The organism is [Mycobacterium] stephanolepidis (assembly GCF_002356335.1).
Classification (GTDB): Bacteria; Actinomycetota; Actinomycetes; order Mycobacteriales; family Mycobacteriaceae; genus Mycobacterium; species Mycobacterium stephanolepidis.
In genome coordinates, this window is record NZ_AP018165.1 from 1801425 (window position 1) to 1816270 (window position 14846).

Annotated in this window: 16 protein-coding genes; 7 read left to right on the forward strand and 9 right to left on the reverse strand. The window is 64.0% G+C overall.

The genetic code is table 11. The annotated features are described in order from the left end of the window. The first annotated feature begins 1015 nt into the window (after nt 1–1015). Entirely contained in the window at nt 1016–1612 is a 597-nt protein-coding gene (locus tag MSTE_RS09010; RefSeq protein ID WP_162291607.1) for an LpqN/LpqT family lipoprotein, read from the forward strand. Here the strand turns inward: MSTE_RS09010 and MSTE_RS09015 are convergent. The 6 genes from MSTE_RS09015 to MSTE_RS09040 all read right to left on the reverse strand — a co-directional run bounded on the left by MSTE_RS09015 (nt 1602) and on the right by MSTE_RS09040 (nt 7083). Continuing rightward, entirely contained in the window at nt 1602–2663 is a 1062-nt protein-coding gene (locus MSTE_RS09015) for a DUF2235 domain-containing protein (RefSeq protein WP_096500589.1), read from the reverse strand. The two genes, MSTE_RS09010 and MSTE_RS09015, sit on opposite strands and share 11 nt — an antisense overlap. 12 nt (nt 2664–2675) lie before the next feature. After that, complete coding sequence (locus MSTE_RS09020) at nt 2676–4049, reverse strand: hypothetical protein (RefSeq protein ID WP_096500591.1); 1374 nt, start codon at nt 4047–4049, stop codon at nt 2676–2678. 87 nt (nt 4050–4136) lie between these two features. Continuing rightward, on the reverse strand, nt 4137–4697 hold the full coding sequence (locus MSTE_RS09025) for a DUF3558 domain-containing protein (RefSeq protein ID WP_096505639.1): 561 nt from the start codon (nt 4695–4697) through the stop codon (nt 4137–4139). A 10-nt stretch (nt 4698–4707) separates the two neighbouring features. Then, nucleotides 4708–5076, reverse strand: a complete 369-nt coding sequence (locus MSTE_RS09030; RefSeq protein ID WP_096500593.1) for a hypothetical protein — start codon at nt 5074–5076, stop codon at nt 4708–4710. Nucleotides 5077–5189: 113 nt separating this feature from the next. After that, nucleotides 5190–6233: a Nickel transporter NicT gene (gene nicT / locus MSTE_RS09035; protein ID WP_197704800.1), complete on the reverse strand. Its 1044-nt coding sequence runs from the start codon at nt 6231–6233 to the stop codon at nt 5190–5192. Nucleotides 6234–6270: 37 nt separating this feature from the next. Then, nucleotides 6271–7083, reverse strand: coding sequence for an oxygenase MpaB family protein (locus tag MSTE_RS09040; protein WP_096500595.1), 813 nt, complete (start codon nt 7081–7083; stop codon nt 6271–6273). A gap of 28 nt (nt 7084–7111) precedes the next feature. On the opposite strand from MSTE_RS09040, the gene MSTE_RS09045 reads away from it, so the two are divergent. Further along, entirely contained in the window at nt 7112–8056 is a 945-nt protein-coding gene (locus MSTE_RS09045) for a cobalamin biosynthesis protein (RefSeq protein ID WP_096500597.1), read from the forward strand. Here the strand turns inward: MSTE_RS09045 and MSTE_RS09050 are convergent. Genes MSTE_RS09050 through MSTE_RS09060 form a run of 3 tightly spaced genes read right to left on the reverse strand, consistent with a single transcriptional unit; the run spans nt 8041 to nt 9987 of the window. Continuing rightward, on the reverse strand, nt 8041–8856 hold the full coding sequence (locus MSTE_RS09050; protein ID WP_096500599.1) for an SURF1 family cytochrome oxidase biogenesis protein: 816 nt from the start codon (nt 8854–8856) through the stop codon (nt 8041–8043). The genes MSTE_RS09045 and MSTE_RS09050 overlap by 16 nt on opposite strands. Beyond that, on the reverse strand, nt 8856–9344 hold the full coding sequence (locus MSTE_RS09055; protein WP_096500601.1) for a low molecular weight protein-tyrosine-phosphatase: 489 nt from the start codon (nt 9342–9344) through the stop codon (nt 8856–8858). Before MSTE_RS09055 ends, MSTE_RS09050 begins: the two co-directional genes overlap by 1 nt. Beyond that, the gene (locus tag MSTE_RS09060) at nt 9337–9987 is read right to left on the reverse strand and encodes an HAD-IA family hydrolase (RefSeq protein WP_096500603.1); all 651 of its coding nucleotides are present in this window, start codon (nt 9985–9987) and stop codon (nt 9337–9339) included. Before MSTE_RS09060 ends, MSTE_RS09055 begins: the two co-directional genes overlap by 8 nt. 35 nt (nt 9988–10022) lie before the next feature. On the opposite strand from MSTE_RS09060, the gene cobC reads away from it, so the two are divergent. The 5 genes from cobC to MSTE_RS09085 are packed head-to-tail and all read left to right on the forward strand — an operon-like array spanning nt 10023 to nt 14804. Next, nucleotides 10023–11039, forward strand: coding sequence for an Rv2231c family pyridoxal phosphate-dependent protein CobC (gene cobC / locus MSTE_RS09065; protein ID WP_096500605.1), 1017 nt, complete (start codon nt 10023–10025; stop codon nt 11037–11039). Then, the gene (locus MSTE_RS09070) at nt 11039–12163 is read left to right on the forward strand and encodes a Nif3-like dinuclear metal center hexameric protein (protein WP_096500607.1); all 1125 of its coding nucleotides are present in this window, start codon (nt 11039–11041) and stop codon (nt 12161–12163) included. Before cobC ends, MSTE_RS09070 begins: the two co-directional genes overlap by 1 nt. After that, nucleotides 12160–12882 (forward strand): zinc ribbon domain-containing protein, encoded by a 723-nt coding sequence (locus MSTE_RS09075; protein WP_096500609.1) that lies wholly within the window; start codon nt 12160–12162, stop codon nt 12880–12882. The genes MSTE_RS09070 and MSTE_RS09075 overlap by 4 nt, the downstream gene beginning before the upstream one ends. Then, on the forward strand, nt 12879–13991 hold the full coding sequence (locus tag MSTE_RS09080; RefSeq protein ID WP_096505643.1) for a bifunctional RNase H/acid phosphatase: 1113 nt from the start codon (nt 12879–12881) through the stop codon (nt 13989–13991). The genes MSTE_RS09075 and MSTE_RS09080 overlap by 4 nt, the downstream gene beginning before the upstream one ends. Nucleotides 13992–14000: 9 nt before the next feature. After that, a complete protein-coding gene (locus MSTE_RS09085) occupies nt 14001–14804 on the forward strand; it encodes a HugZ family pyridoxamine 5'-phosphate oxidase (RefSeq protein ID WP_096500611.1) in 804 nt (267 codons plus the stop codon). Nucleotides 14805–14846 lie beyond the last annotated feature (42 nt).

The window sequence follows — 14846 nt, forward strand, 5'->3', positions numbered from 1 at the left end:
AGCAGTGAAGCTGACCGCAAGCTTGGAGCGGTCGCAGATGGCGTCCTTGTTTCCTCCGGTGACTATCACAAGGGCGGATCCGCTGACGGTTCGCTTATCGCGTTCGCTTCTCCTGGTCGAGTGGTTCTCTGTGCTGGGTCGCTGGAGTCCGTCCAATGTAACGTCCCAGGACACACGTATCCGGACGCTCCGTCTCAACGAGTACCGCAACTGGGCACGTGGCGCCCCTACGTCTCGATTTCACACTTCGGCGAGGGGCCGGCGGTGCTGGGAAACGGGCTATGGTCGGACAACACAATTGATTCACCTGAGATTAAGGAACTTCCCGCAGGCAGCACAATTCGATTCGGGGAGATTGAATGTCGTAGCGGAGCAACGGGTGTCACGTGCGTAAGTTACCGATCGGGTATCGGGTTCGACGTCAGTCGAGACCACTTTATGCCGCTACTCGCGACGAAGAAGTTGTCCGATGATAGAGAAGAGCCACGTACTAGCGGGTCCGAGTATTGTGGAGTGGTAGTTGATGCGCTGGCTGTGGAACGTGCAGCAGACTCTGTTCCGTTCATAGGTTCGGCTCGCGCTGACTGGAGTCCGGTTTACGGCCGCGGGGCATACCTCTGCAGTAGCTTGCAGGCCTTTGATCTTGAGCGGCAGCGAGATGGCGCTGGCCTAGTCTTAGTCTTTGAGAACGGAAAGTTCATTGGTTCAGCCACCAAGAATCCGTACATTGGTTTGGTTGGAAATATTCCGGAAAAGTCATCGGATTCGGTGGATCTCAGTTTCACGACGGGTGAAAATCCTTCGACCACAAAATCTGTGACCGTTCATCGAACGCAGATTCCCATCGACGAGCTTCCGCTCGGCGCCCGGCGCGCTCCAGATTGACTGGTTTCCCGCTGAACTCATCTGGACACAGATGGGCAAGCGGTTCTCTCCGAAAACGTCTCTTGCTAGTTAGGCTGAGGCAATGATTCGCGCACCTCGATGGATGCTGGCATTGGCTTGCGTTGCGACGATGTTGGCTTCGGGATGCACGGCGATCGTCGACGGTGAAGCGATAGCCACTCCGGGTGAAGAGGGCAAGCGGCTTACCAATCCCAAGTGCAGCTCGGTGTCGGTGCCGCTTCTGGAAGTGCCGTTGGACAACGACTCTGAGCCACGTGTTGAGGTTCCGCAGCCCGCCGGTTGGGAGCGGGTCAAGCGGTTCGAGAGTGGCGTGGTGCGGGTCTACTTGTCAGCCCCCGATCTTCAGGCCAAGGGGTTTGTTCCGAACGCCACGGTGGCGATGGCCAACCTGACGGGCAAGGTGTCGACGGAGGAGGCAGCCTTTGCCGCCGAGCAGCAGGGGCTGGAGATGTTCGGCATTACCGACCTTGTCGAGGCGACGGGCACCATCTGCGGGTATCCGTCGAAGACGTTGACCTACAACATGGGTCTGGGAAAGATCCCCGTTCACCGGGTCACTACCACGGTTGTGGCGGTGAAGAATGACCGCAAGATCTTCACCATCGGGGTATCGGTGCAGGCATTGGATGACACTGTGGGTGATTTTGACAGTGCCCGTGAAACGATTCTCGCAGGGCTGCAGGTCAGTCCGCCCGCTACATCCTGATATCGGTTGCCGGAGAGGCCCATTGGGCGTCGATGATGGTGGTGTGCTCCGGTAACGATGGCAGGTAAGTGTCATCTTGTGCCATACGGTCGGCAACGCTGGCGTGAATCCAGGCGCCATTGGGGATGCGACGGCGACGGAATATCAACAGTGCCCAGAGCCAGTTGACTCGATGTATCTCGCCCATGGCGTAGGTGGGTTCAACCGAGCAATATCGTTGGTATTTTTCAGTATTGAGCAGCAAGCCGTGTTCGGCGGCGCCGTCGATGACCCATTTGAGTGCGATGTCGGAAAGCTTATCGTCGTCGTCGGCGTAGTCGCCGCCCACATCGGAATGTATACCGGCGAACCACGCTTCATCGACGAGTCGTTGATCGCCGAGGTACTTGACGAGGTACTCGCGGTACGGTCGGCGTTTTTCGTCGATGGCTACCGCATGTCGACCAGCCAGCGCGTTGGGAACACTTGGTGCATAAGGCCATTGCATGCCGCGCTTGAATATTCCGGGCGCGCTGACTGTGTCCCAGAGTCCGAGGTAGGCGATGGGAATGGCAAATTTTCCGTCCTCGCGGCGGGCTACGGTGCGCGAGAACGAGTGCAGCTGATCCCATCGTTCCGCCGACCAGCTTTCACATGACTGCGCGTACAGGCTTACCGCGTAGGGCACGAGGTTTTGCGAGCCGGGACGCAGCATGCCCACCGAGTTAAGTGGCCCGGCAAGGCCTCTCGCGCAAAACGCGCCGCGGCTGAATCCGAAGATGAAGATGCGGTCTCCGGGTTGCCACCGCTCGATCAGATACGTGTAGGCCTGGGCCAGTTTGGCCCGCAGGCCAACCCCGAATGCGATACCCAGCATGCGGGCGGCGAATTGACCTATCGGGGCATAGGTGCCGATGGCGGGATCGGTGCCGACTCCGGGGTCGTAGTACGAGATCTGCCGGTCGGTCAGGTCATGAATCACCATGTCGTAGCCACGGACGACATTCGTGTTCCCCGCAGCGCGGATTTGATTACCCGTGCCGTCGAAGCAGATGACGATGTTCTTGGTCATCGTCGCGTGGCGTTAGTCCTCGCCGTCGTAGGGCTTCGGATCGTAAGGCGAGGCGTGAGGGTTCTGGTAGTCGACATGCTCCTCGTTCCATACGCCGATGACGGCGGGGGACACCTTGGGCAGCGGGCCGATTAGCTCATTGCCGTTGTCGAGACTCACCAGGAACTCCGGGGTGAAGTGCTGGTCCTCATCCTCCTGGTGATGCTGGCCTGCCGCACCCGGCGTCATCATGGTCGGCGGCTGAGCGATGCCCATGCCCGACATTGGCGACACTGCCGGGGCGGCCGAGAGTCCCATGCCAGCACCCGCGGTGTAGGAACCGGCGATGATCGGCCCCGCGGCGAGGGGAGCGAGATCGGCGTTCTGGTCCTTGTCCTTGTTTTCGTCCTTGTTAGTGGTCGGCTTGCCCCACCGGCCGATGCCATAGGTGCCCGGCACTGATCCCGTGTTCGGACCGGTTGCCGTGGTGCTTCCGCCCGAGGATGGTCGAGTTCCGGCGCCCGCTCCGGCGGCAGCGGATGCCGCGGCCGCGGGGCTTCCAGCCCCAGCTCCGGAACCACCACCCGCCGCACCTGCGGCGGCCGCGGCGGCACCCGCAGCGCCAGACCCACCCGAAGCTGATGCTTGAGCGGGGTCTGCCAGGGCTGCGGCTGCGGCCGCGCGTACTGCGGCTTCGTCGATGGGTTTGATCTGGTCGGGCTTGATGTCCTTGCCGGCGCCCAAGCCGGATAGCGATGACGCGGCGTTGACCGGAATGGCTGCAGCATCTGCGAATTGCGGAGCCGCTGGGAGAGAGGGGAGACCGGAAGCCGCCTGCTGAGACACGGGGGACCAGACGTTCCGCATGATCATGCGGGCCTCGTCTTGCTTCTGCGTGGCCAGCGCTTGCTGGGCGAAGTGCTGCTCGTAGTCGGCCCGTGTATTGCCTTTGAGCTCTTGCACCTGGACGACATCGGGCATGAGGCTTTTGATCTGCGTCATCGCAGTTTCGACCTCGGCGGGCTTGGTGGCCATGAGTGACAGTCCGTCGCTCACCTTTTCGGCATGAGTCTTGTAGTCGGAGACGCCTTGTTTGGCGGCTTCCGCGCCCTGACCGGTCCATTGCGCGCCCACTGCGACGTCGAACGTCCGCTTGAAATCGTCTAACGCCTTGCTGAAGCCGGTTGCCAGCTTCTCCCAATCGTTGGAGACCTCGATTGCTTTGCCGGGTTGGAAAGCATCGGACGTCGCCTTGATGTCCGCGTGGGACCAGCTGTTGAAGTCCTCCGTCGGTACTCCTACAGACTCTGTACCACCATCGATGTTCGAACCGTGCTGACGTTGCTTTGCGTAGACCACGTCACGTTCGCGATTACCCCTGGTCCAGCCGTCTTCTTCGCCGGTCATGGCCCCTCCTTCGTGTGGTGGCGTGCAACTACCTCTTCAGGGTCAGATGTGTGCACAGCCGATTCGGTTCCATCTTTTTTGGACATGTCACTGTGGAAAGTAAGGGAGCAGTCCTTCCATGTTCCTCCTGACGGCAGTCATGCAATCCGGGAAAGGACTGAAGTCGTTGTGAACTCCAACTGCGAGGGCCCCGTAGACGCCGGTAGTTGCGGACACGTTGAGCGCGCATGAGTTGGTCTCTGGCTGCGGCGATCGATATCCAAAGAGCATCTTGCGCCCATCGATCTCGAACTCTTGGTATCCCCATTCGTTATTGGATTTCTTGAGCATGTCTAGCGTGTAGTTGGACGCCGCTACCGTGAGCAGATAATGCGGGGCCTTCGGGTAGTACTTGCAGAAGACGTTTTCAATTTCCCCGTCGGTCTGTGTATCTGATCGGGGAGGTTTTGCGTCGAGCTCTAGTTCGGCAATCACGCTTGCTGGGATGTCTTTGCAAGGGTCGAACGTGATGTGCACGCGCCCTGCCGTGTTGGTCGAGGGTTGCGGCGCGACGGTTGTCCCAGAAGAAGTGACCGGCGACCCAGAGATCGGGCCCGAACACCCGGCTAACGCAACCACCAGCGACGCCAGGACGGTGACCCGCAGCATTTGGATGTCCTTACCGGCCGTGAGGTCCAAAACGAGTGGTGTTGTTAGCTTCGGTCGAATGGTAACCGCGGCGTAGAGCGACGAAAAGCGCCTTCATTTCTTCGACTTGGTCGATATGTGACTGGAACGAGCTGGCCGCGCTGTTCTTGCCGCCCGCGGCCTTGGCTTGAAATGCTTGCGCGAGCGTCGCCCCGGAGCCGAGGTGTCCTTCGGCGAATCCCAGCTGATACGTGCTGAGGTCGCTAGCATCCCGGAAAAGATCACCGAGCGCCTGGATGTACTCATCACATGCCGCGAGGATCTTGTCGATGGCGCCATCTTCCAAATGCAAGACGAGACTGCCGTTCTTCGCGTTCTCGGTCAGCTGGTCGATGGACATCGAGCCCCCTCAGGTCATGGCCGGATTTGGCCAGGTCAGGTTCATCGTATGTGTATAGGACGTCGATCGTTCCGGATCGGTTCCATCGAATTTCGGCGAGTATGCCAACTCGACTACCCACCCCAGCGTCTGCGCACTCCGGTGTATCGCCAGCCCAGCGCGGCCAACGCCCACGTCACGATGAACAACGCCACGATCACATAACCCATCGCGGCCAGATCCAGTCCGCCCACCGCAGCCAGCGGACCCGTCGTGATGTTCAGCTTCTCGGTGAGAATCGAAATGATCTCCTGCGATCCGATCAGCACGGCCACCGTCACCGACAACCCGGTAATCACCAGGTTGTAGTAGATCTTGCGTGCGGGCTCTTGGAACGCCCAGTCATAGGCGAAGTTCATCAGCGACCCATCGAGCGAATCGAACAGTGACATCCCGGCACTGAACAGAATGGGCAGTACCAAGATGGCGTACCAGGGCAGCCCGGTCACCGCGGCCCCGCCGGCGATCACCAGCAGTGACACCTCGGTCACCGTGTCGAAGCCCAACCCGAACAACAGGCCCACCGGATACATCTGCCAGGGCTTGCGGATCGCCGCCATCAGGGGCCCGAAAAGCCGGTTCAACCCACCGCGATTGGACAGCTCGCGCTCCAACGCTGCCTCGTCGACCTCGCCGCCGCGCATCCGCTGGGCAATCCGGTAGATCCCGATCAGCGACGCCAGGTTGAGCAACCCGATCAACAACAAGAACGTTCCGGACACCGCCGTCCCGAACACACCCGTCCACTGCTGCAGTGACGAGTTTTCGTCGGAAACATTGGCCGCCAACGTCTTAACGCCGAGCGCCAGCAGCCCGACCATGATGAACACGATCGACGAATGTCCCAGCGAGAACCAGAAACCCACCGACATCGGGCGCCTGCCATCGGCTACCAGCTTGTGGGTGGTGTTGTCGATCGCCGCGATGTGGTCGGCGTCAAAGGCATGCCTCATGCCCAGCGTGTACGCCGTGACACCCAGCCCCACCCCGAACACGCTGCCCTGCACCGTGAAATGAGCGGGTGCAACGAGGAAGAGCAGCATGCCCCAGCCCAGGACGTGCAGGGCGCCTACCGCAACACTCATTCCGATGACGCTGCGCCTCTGACCCTCGTCCAAACGACGCCACGCGGTGAGAATCTGCACGTCTGCGAGCCTAGACGACCTGCTTACCCATCCGCTCGCGCAATCGCATGTCCCAGATGAGCACGGAGTAGGACAACGTCCACAGCTGCGCGGGCACCATCCGATCGGCGATCCGCAGCGCGCTCAGCAGCGCATCAAACCGGCGCTGGTCGCGATCCGACCACGGAACCTGTAACAACTCCCGGAACTGCTGCGGCAGAAACCCTTTGGTGGCAAACAGATTGAACCTCCCCGCCGCCCGCAGCGGCCAGGGCAGCATCTTGAACGACGCGACACCCAGCAGATGCTCGCGCACCGGCTCATCGATACGCAGCTCGTCGAGGGAGCGTTTCCAGTAGTCGTTGAACGCATCCCGATCCGGCGGCCACTGCTCGGGACGCACCTGCAAGGCCGTACCGATCCGTGCGCCGTCGCGATAGATCTCGTCGGCTGTCTCGTCATCGAGGGGACCGTGTAGCGACTCGTAGGCCTGCACGTAGTACTGGTACAGACACGCCGCCACCCACAGTTGCAGACCAGGATCGAAGGCGTTGTACTTCACCGGGCTGGTAGACGTCGAACGCACTCGCCGGTGCACCGCGTCGACACCGCGCTTCATCACCGCGCGGTCCTGCTGGCTGCCCATCGTCGCGACGGCCAGAAACATCCCGGTGGTCCGCGCCCGTTTGAACGGATGCTTGTAGACGTTACCGCTGTCGACGGGGCTCTCCAGCACTCCGTATCCGACACCAGGATGTGCGAGCTGCATGATCACGTTCGAGGCAGGCAACAGCAGCGACGCGGGATTCACCAGGTCCACAAGCCTGGCAGGCGAGTGCTTCATTGCACAGCAAATTCTATAGGGTGTTCGCGTGTCGCGCCGAGGATTTCGCGCCGCGGGCATAGCCCTCGGCTACGCCCTGGACCTGCGCTTTGGCGACCCACAGCGGTTTCACCCGGTCGCCGGTTTCGGGCAAGCCGCCGCGGCGCTGGAGTCGCACACCTACCGGGACACCAAGCTCGCCGGTGCGGCCCACACCACCGCGCTGCTGACCGCTGTCACCGTCGCCGGGTGGGCCGCCGAACGTGCGGCACGCCGCTCCGCGACGGCCACTGTCGTCGTGACCGCCGTCGCGACGTGGGCCACGCTCGGCGGGACCTCCCTGGTTAGAGTCGGTGCCCGGATGTCGGACCACCTGTATGACGACGACATCGACGGCGCACGCGCGCTGCTGCCATCCCTGTGCGGCCGGGACCCGAGCCTGCTCGACGTCGACGGTATCGCTCGCGCCACCGTGGAATCCTTGGCCGAGAACACGTCCGACGCTCACACCGGCCCATTGGTATGGGCAGCCCTCGCCGGAGTGCCCGGAGTGCTGGCCTACCGCGCGGCCAACACCCTGGACGCGATGATCGGCCACAAGTCGGCCCGATACCTACGATTCGGCTGGGCGGCAGCGAGGTTGGACGACGTGGTCAACCTGCTCCCGGCCAGGGTCACCGCGCTCGCCACAGCGATCGTGGCCCCCTTTCTCGGGGGCTCAGCGGTCGCCGCGCTGCGCGTCTGCCTGCGCGACGGGCATCGCCACCCCAGTCCCAACGCCGGCGTCGCCGAGGCGGCATTCGCCGGTGCTCTCGGTGTACGTCTGGGCGGCCCGGTTCGGTATCCGTATGGCGAGGAGGTCCGTCCCACCTTGGGGCGCGGCGCCGCACCCAGGGTGGGGGATGTGTATGAGGCAGCTCGGCTTTCGCGCGCCGTCCAGCACCTAACGGCTGTTATCGCGGTGCTTGTGGCGCTACGTCAGCGCCGTCCGTAACGGTCGGCCAACCGCTCCTCGGCAGTCTTCGGCACCCCGGGCTTCGCGGCCTTCACCGCAGCGGCGGCAGCGCGGCGCTGCTTGATTTCGGAGAACACGAAGTACCCCAATCCGATTGGCGCCAGAATCCCGAATGCGATCCACTGAATGCCGTACGACAGGAACGGTCCGGCGTCCAGCTGCGGCAGGGGGATTGCCCCCAAGCCGCCCGGTTGATTCTCCGAGAGCTGCAGATACGGCCCCGCAAGCGGAGTCTTCAGCAGCGTCGCGACCTGCCCGGGAACGATCGAATACACCTGGTATTCACCGTTTTCCAGGAACGGTGCCTTCTCCGACTGTTGTTCGGATTCCCGCAGCCGCGCGTTGATGGTCACCTGCCCGGTTGGAGCGGCGGGTACCGGTGGCGCGCTGGTGCCCTGCTCGGGACGCACATAGCCGCGATCCACCAGAATCGCGGGACCACCGTCGACCTGGAACACCGTCAGCGCTTCATAGGCCGGCTTGGCATCGATTACCCGCAGCCGGGCGAGCACTTGGCGGTCCGGCAGATAGTGACCGGTCGCCGTCACGCGACGCCATTCGGAGTCCTCGGGCATCGAATGGTCAGGCCGTAGCTCATCTTTCAGTGGCACCGGGTCGGCGCTCACCGAAAGGGCGATGCGGTTGTTCTCCCGCGAAGTCTTTGTGTTCTTGCCCAGCTGCCAGGGAGCCAACACCGTGAAGCACAGGTATGCGAAGGCGACGACCACCAGCGCCAGGGCAATCCATCCCGGGCGCAGCAGGAACGCGAGCCGTCGCATCAGCTGTTCTCTCGCTCCGCGAGTGTCTGGTCGACCCACTCGTGCAGGCCGGGCATCGCGGCCTCGATGACCGACAGCACGTCCACGAAATCCTCGCGGCCCCCGTAATACGGATCCTCGACGTCCATGGCGGCCCGGCTGGCTCGTGGATCGAAAGACCGCAGCAGCCGCACTCGCTCGGGGTCGGCTCCCAGGTGCAGCAGCATCCGGGAGTGGTTGCGTGCCAGGGCGATGATGAGATCGGCGCTCAAATGATCGTCATCTACCTGGGCCGCGCGGTGATCCGTCGGATAGCCGTATTCGGCCAGCACGCTGGCCGCGCGTTCGTCGGCGGGCTGTCCGGCATGCCAGTCTCCGGTACCGGCGCTGCTGACGCGGACCCGATCGGCAAGACCACGCTCGGCGAGCTGGTGCGCCAGCATCTTTTCGGCGATGGGGGAGCGGCAGATATTGCCGGTGCATACGAAGGTGACGTGAAACTCAGACATGAAGTTCCTCACGCAATTCCTGCGGGGTGCCGACGCGTCCGATGATCCATTCGGCAAGTTCGCCGGGATCGCCGTCGAAATCCGTTGCTCCATAGCCCCAGTCGACGACGACGGTGCCGATACCGTGGGCGGCCGCGCCCTCCACATCGTGCACCCGGTCGCCGACCATGACCACGCCGGTCGCCGGAACCTCATCCAGCTGGGACAGCGCGTGGGCGATCACATCGGCCTTGCTGGACCGCACGCCGTCCGGGCTCGCGCCCGCGATCACCTGGAAAAACTCGGCAAGGCCGAAATGCTCCAGGATGCGTGCCGCGATCGGCTCGGACTTAGACGTAGCCACCACCATGGGCACCCCGGCCTCGTGCAGGCCGGTCAGCACGTCGTGGATGCCGTCGAACATCTGGTTGACGGCCCATCCACGTTCGCCGTAGTCGGCGCGGTAGGCGGCAATCGCGTCGTCGGCGCGGTCGCCGAGCCCCATCGAGCCGAGGGTGATGTGCATGGGTGGTCCCACCACCCGCGACGCGATATCGCCGGTGGGTTCGGGGGCGCCGACTTGGCTGAGCGCGTGACGGAAACTGGAGACGATCCCCGGTGCAGAATCGGTCAAGGTGCCGTCGAGATCGAAGATCACCAGCATCGGAGGAGCCACCCCCCCTACATTAGTGTCGAGACATGACTGGGCCGCGAAAGGGAGTGCGCTACCACGGCGACCAGGCGCTGACCCCCGGCGTCCTGGACTTCGCTGTGAACGTGCGCGCTGCCGCGCCGCCGCAGTGGCTGCGCGACCGCCTCGCCTCCCGGCTCGATGACCTGGGCGGCTACCCGCGCCGGGCCGATGAGGAGCGCGCCATCGCGGCGATCGCCGAACGACATGGCCGAACGGCCGACGAGGTTTTGCTGCTGGCCGGTGCCGCCGAGGGCTTCGCGATGCTGCCCCGGCTGAACCCGCGACGGGCCGCGGTGTTCGCGCCGGGCTTCACCGAACCGGAAGCAGTCCTTGCCGAGGCGGGTGTCCCCATCGACCACGTGGTGTTGCCGCCACCATTCACTCTCGGGTCTCATCAGGCTCCCGCGGAGGCCGACCTGGTGGTCATCGGGAACCCCACCAACCCGACCTCGGTGCTGCACCGCCGCGCTGATCTACTCGCGTTGGGTAGTCCCGGGCGGGCCCTCGTGGTCGACGAGGCCTTCATGGATGCTGTGCCCGGTGAGTCGGAGTCGTTGGCCGGACACCGACTGCCCGGGCTTGTTGTGCTGCGCAGCCTCACCAAGACGTGGGCGCTGGCGGGATTGCGTGCCGGCTACGCCATCGGTGATCCCGAGGTGCTGGGCAGGCTCGCGCATGGTCGTGCGCATTGGCCCTTGGGCACACTGCAACTCGAGGCTCTCTTCGCCTGCAATACCCCGGAAGCGATCGCACATGCCGCGCAGGACGCGCAGCGTCTTGTCGAGACGCGCCGTGAGCAGGCCGAGGCCCTGCGCGGCCTGGGGCTGACGGTCACCGATGCGTTCGCACCGTTCCTGCTGGTGGCTGTGCCCGATGCGGAATTGATGCGAAAAGGGCTGGCGGTCAATAACATCGCTGTCCGTCGTTGCGACACCTTTGTGGGGCTCGACGGAGATTACCTGCGGGTGGCGGTGCGATCCGAGTGGCCGGAGCTGGTGCAAGCGATGAAGGAGATTCTGTAGTGGGTGTGCGGCTCGCGGACATCATCGGCGTGCTCGATGCGGCGTATCCGCCCGCGCTCGCCGAATCCTGGGATTCGGTGGGTTTGGTCTGTGGTGATCCAGACCAACAGATCGACGCGGTGACCGTGGCCGTTGATGCGACGGCATCGGTACTCGACGAGATGGACAACACCGGTTCACATCTGCTGTTGGCGCACCATCCGCTGCTACTGCGCGGTGTGGACACAGTGGCAGCCAGCACCCCCAAGGGCGCGTTGATTCATCGCCTCATCCGTTCCGGCGGTGCATTGTTCACCGCGCACACCAATGCCGACTCGGCGAACCCCGGTGTGTCCGACGCGCTTGCCGAAGCCCTGGAGCTGACGGTGACCTCGGTGCTGGCGCCGCAGTTCGCCGACTACGACAAATGGGTGGTGTTCGTGCCGACGGAGTCCGTGGATACGGTGCGCCGTGCCATGTTCGACGCGGGTGCCGGGCATATCGGTGCCTACTCCGACTGCTCCTGGCGCGTCACCGGCACCGGCCAGTTCCGGCCGTTGGATGGTTCGGACCCCACCATCGGTGCCCATGGCGTCGTCGAGCAGGTTGTCGAGGACAGAGTGGAAATGGTGGCTCCGTCCCGGCTGCGCTGCGCCCTGTTCGCGGCGATCCACGCCGCGCACCCCTACGAGGTGCCGGCCATCGACGTGCTGCCCATGGCACCGGCCCCGGCGGGCACCGGTTTGGGGCGCGTGGGTGTGCTCGCCGAACCAGAATCCTTACGCGACTTTGTATCCCGTGTGGGTGCCGCTCTGCCGGAAACCGTGTGGGGAACCCGCGCCGCCGGGGATCCGGACGCGTTGATCAAGACCGTCGCCGTCTGTGGTGGCGCCGGCGATTCGTTACTGAGCGCCGCCATCGGATCCGGGGTGGACGCCTACCTCACCGCGGATCTGCGGCACCATCCCGCAGATGAGCACGTACGGGCAAGTAGCGTTGCACTCGTCGACGTGGCGCATTGGGCCAGTGAATTTCCGTGGTGCGCCCAGGCGGCGCGGGTGCTCGACACGGAATTCGGGAAGAAGTTGACGACCAAGATCTCACCGATACGCACCGACCCGTGGACATTAGGAGTTAAGGCATGAAAGCCAATCCGGCACAACAACGTCTGCTGGTAGACCTGGCATCGGTGGATGCAGAATTGACGCGCATCGCGCACCGGCGGGCGAATCCGCCGGAACGGCAGGAACACGGAGAATTGCAGGCGCAACAACGGACAATCCTCGACGAGGTGGGCGCGCTCGGCATCGCCTTGGAGGACCTGGATGTACAGGTGGCCAAGCTGGATGCCGAGGTCACTGCCGTCCGTCAGCGGGAGGACCGTGACCGCTCCCTGCTGGCCTCGGGCAGTGTGAACCCGAAGGAACTCACCGATATTCAGCACGAGCTCGACACCCTTGAGCGTCGTCAGTCCAGCCTGGAGGACTCGGAGCTGGAATTGATGGAGCGCCGTGAGGAGCTGCAGGCCCAACAGATTTCGGCGCAGGCCAATGCCGACAAGCTCGCGGACAGGGTGGCGGAGATCGAACGCATCCAGCGTGCGGTTGCCATCGACACCGACGCCGAGGAGAACCAGATCAGGCAGCGTCGGGACGGCCTGTCGTCCTCCATCGACGGGCCGCTGCTGGAAACCTATGAACGGCAGCGCCGTTCGGGGGGTGCGGGAGCGGGGCTGTTGCAGGGCAACAAGTGCGGTGCGTGCCGTATCGAGTTGGACCGCGGTGAGCTGGCCCGAATCTCCGCCGCCGATGTCGACGAGGTACTGCGGTGCTCCGAATGCAGCGCGATCCTGGTGCGCCCGTGAGAGTTCTCGTCGAAGCTGACGGTGGTTCGCGCGGCAACCCCGGATTGGCGGGATATGGCGCCGTGGTGTTCGCACCCGATCACGAGACGGTGTTGGGGGAGGCCTGCGAGGCGATCGGGCACGCCACCAACAATGTGGCCGAATATCGCGGTTTGATAGCGGGATTGGCGGAGGCAGCACGCCTGGGCGCCACCGATGTCAGCGTCTCCATGGACTCCAAACTTGTCGTTGAGCAGATGTCCGGCCGCTGGAAGGTCAAACACCCCGACCTGATCACGCTGTACCAGCAGGCCGTCACCGCCGCGATGCAGTTCGAATCCGTCAGCTATCGGTGGATACCCCGGGAACGCAACAAGCATGCCGACCGGCTGGCCAACGAGGCGATGGACCGCGCGAGCGCCATCGAGCCCAAGGCGCCTAAGAAGCCGAAGGAACCCAAGGAGTCCAACGAAACCAAGGCCGTCGATGCCGCGCCGGGCTGGACGGGTGCGCGCGGCAAGCCCACCCGAATGCTGCTGCTGCGTCACGGCCAGACCGAACTATCGGTGCAGCGCCGCTACTCGGGACGTGGAAATCCCGAGTTGACCGCACTGGGGCGTGAGCAGGCCGCGAATGCGGCGCGCTATCTCGCGAGCCGCGGCGGCATCGCCGCCGTCATCAGCTCCCCGTTGGGTCGCGCCAAGGAGACCGCCGCCGCGGCCGCCGACGCGCTGGGAGTTCCGTTGACCGTCGATGACGATCTGATCGAGACCGACTTCGGCAAGTGGGAGGGTTTGACGTTCTCGGAGGCCTCCGAGCGCGATCCGGAGCTGCACGCGCAGTGGCTCAGCGACACGTCGGTGACTCCGCCGGAAGGGGAGAGCTTCGACACCGTCCATCATCGAGTGCGGCGCGCACGCAATCGGATCATCGCCGAGTACGGCGGTGCAACGGTTTTGGTGGTCTCACATGTCACGCCGATCAAGACGCTGCTGCGTCTGGCGCTGGACGCCGGACCGAGCCTGCTGTATCGGCTGCACCTCGATCTGGCATCGCTGAGCATCGCCGAGTTCTATTCCGACGGGCCGGCATCGGTGCGACTCGTCAACGAGACCTCATACCTGACTTAGGCTGTCGCCATGGCTTCTCGTGATCACGGTGATCCGGGCGATGCGCCCACCATTGCCCCGCCCCTGGAAGACGTCGCCAACCCGGCCCGGCCCTCGGCCGCCGAGGAGGCCAGAACGGTCGCGGCGTCTACGAACACCGCGACGCTGGCGAGTTTGTCTGCCGACGGTGACCCGTGGGCCTCGTTGGTCACCTATGGGTTGCTGGGCGGAGCACCCGTGCTCTGCGTATCGCAGATGGCCGAACACGGACGCAACCTGATACGTGATGCCAGGGCCAGCCTGTCCATCGTGGCGCCCAACGCGCCAGAGGATCCGTTGGCCAATACCCGGATCACCCTCGCCGGGAAGGTGCGGCGGCCCAGCGCCGAGGAGTTGTCGGCGGCTCGCGAGGCGCACATCGCGGCAGTGCCCGCGGCGCGGTACTACATCGACTACAGCGATTTCGCCGTCTGGATTCTGGATGTCGAACGCGTGCGCTGGGTGGGCGGCTACGGCCGCATGGACTCGGCCAGCGGCGCCGATTACGACTCGGCCGCACCCGATCCCGTGTCGACGAAGGCCGCCGGTGCGGTCAGCCACCTCAACGACGACCACGGGCAGGCGCTGCTCGCGATGGCACAACGATTGGGTGGATACCCGGACGCCACGGAGGCTCGTTGTGAGGGAGCGGACCGATACGGGTTGGACATTCGGGTGAGCACACCGCGCGGCTGGTCCGTGACCCGAGTCGGCTACGTCAACCCCATCGACTCGCTTGACGAACTCCGGGGTGCGACCGTGCAACTGGCGCGGCTCTCGGCCCCGGGCGCGTAGTGCGCGGAGGCTTCGATGTCCACGAATCGGCAAGATTGTGGA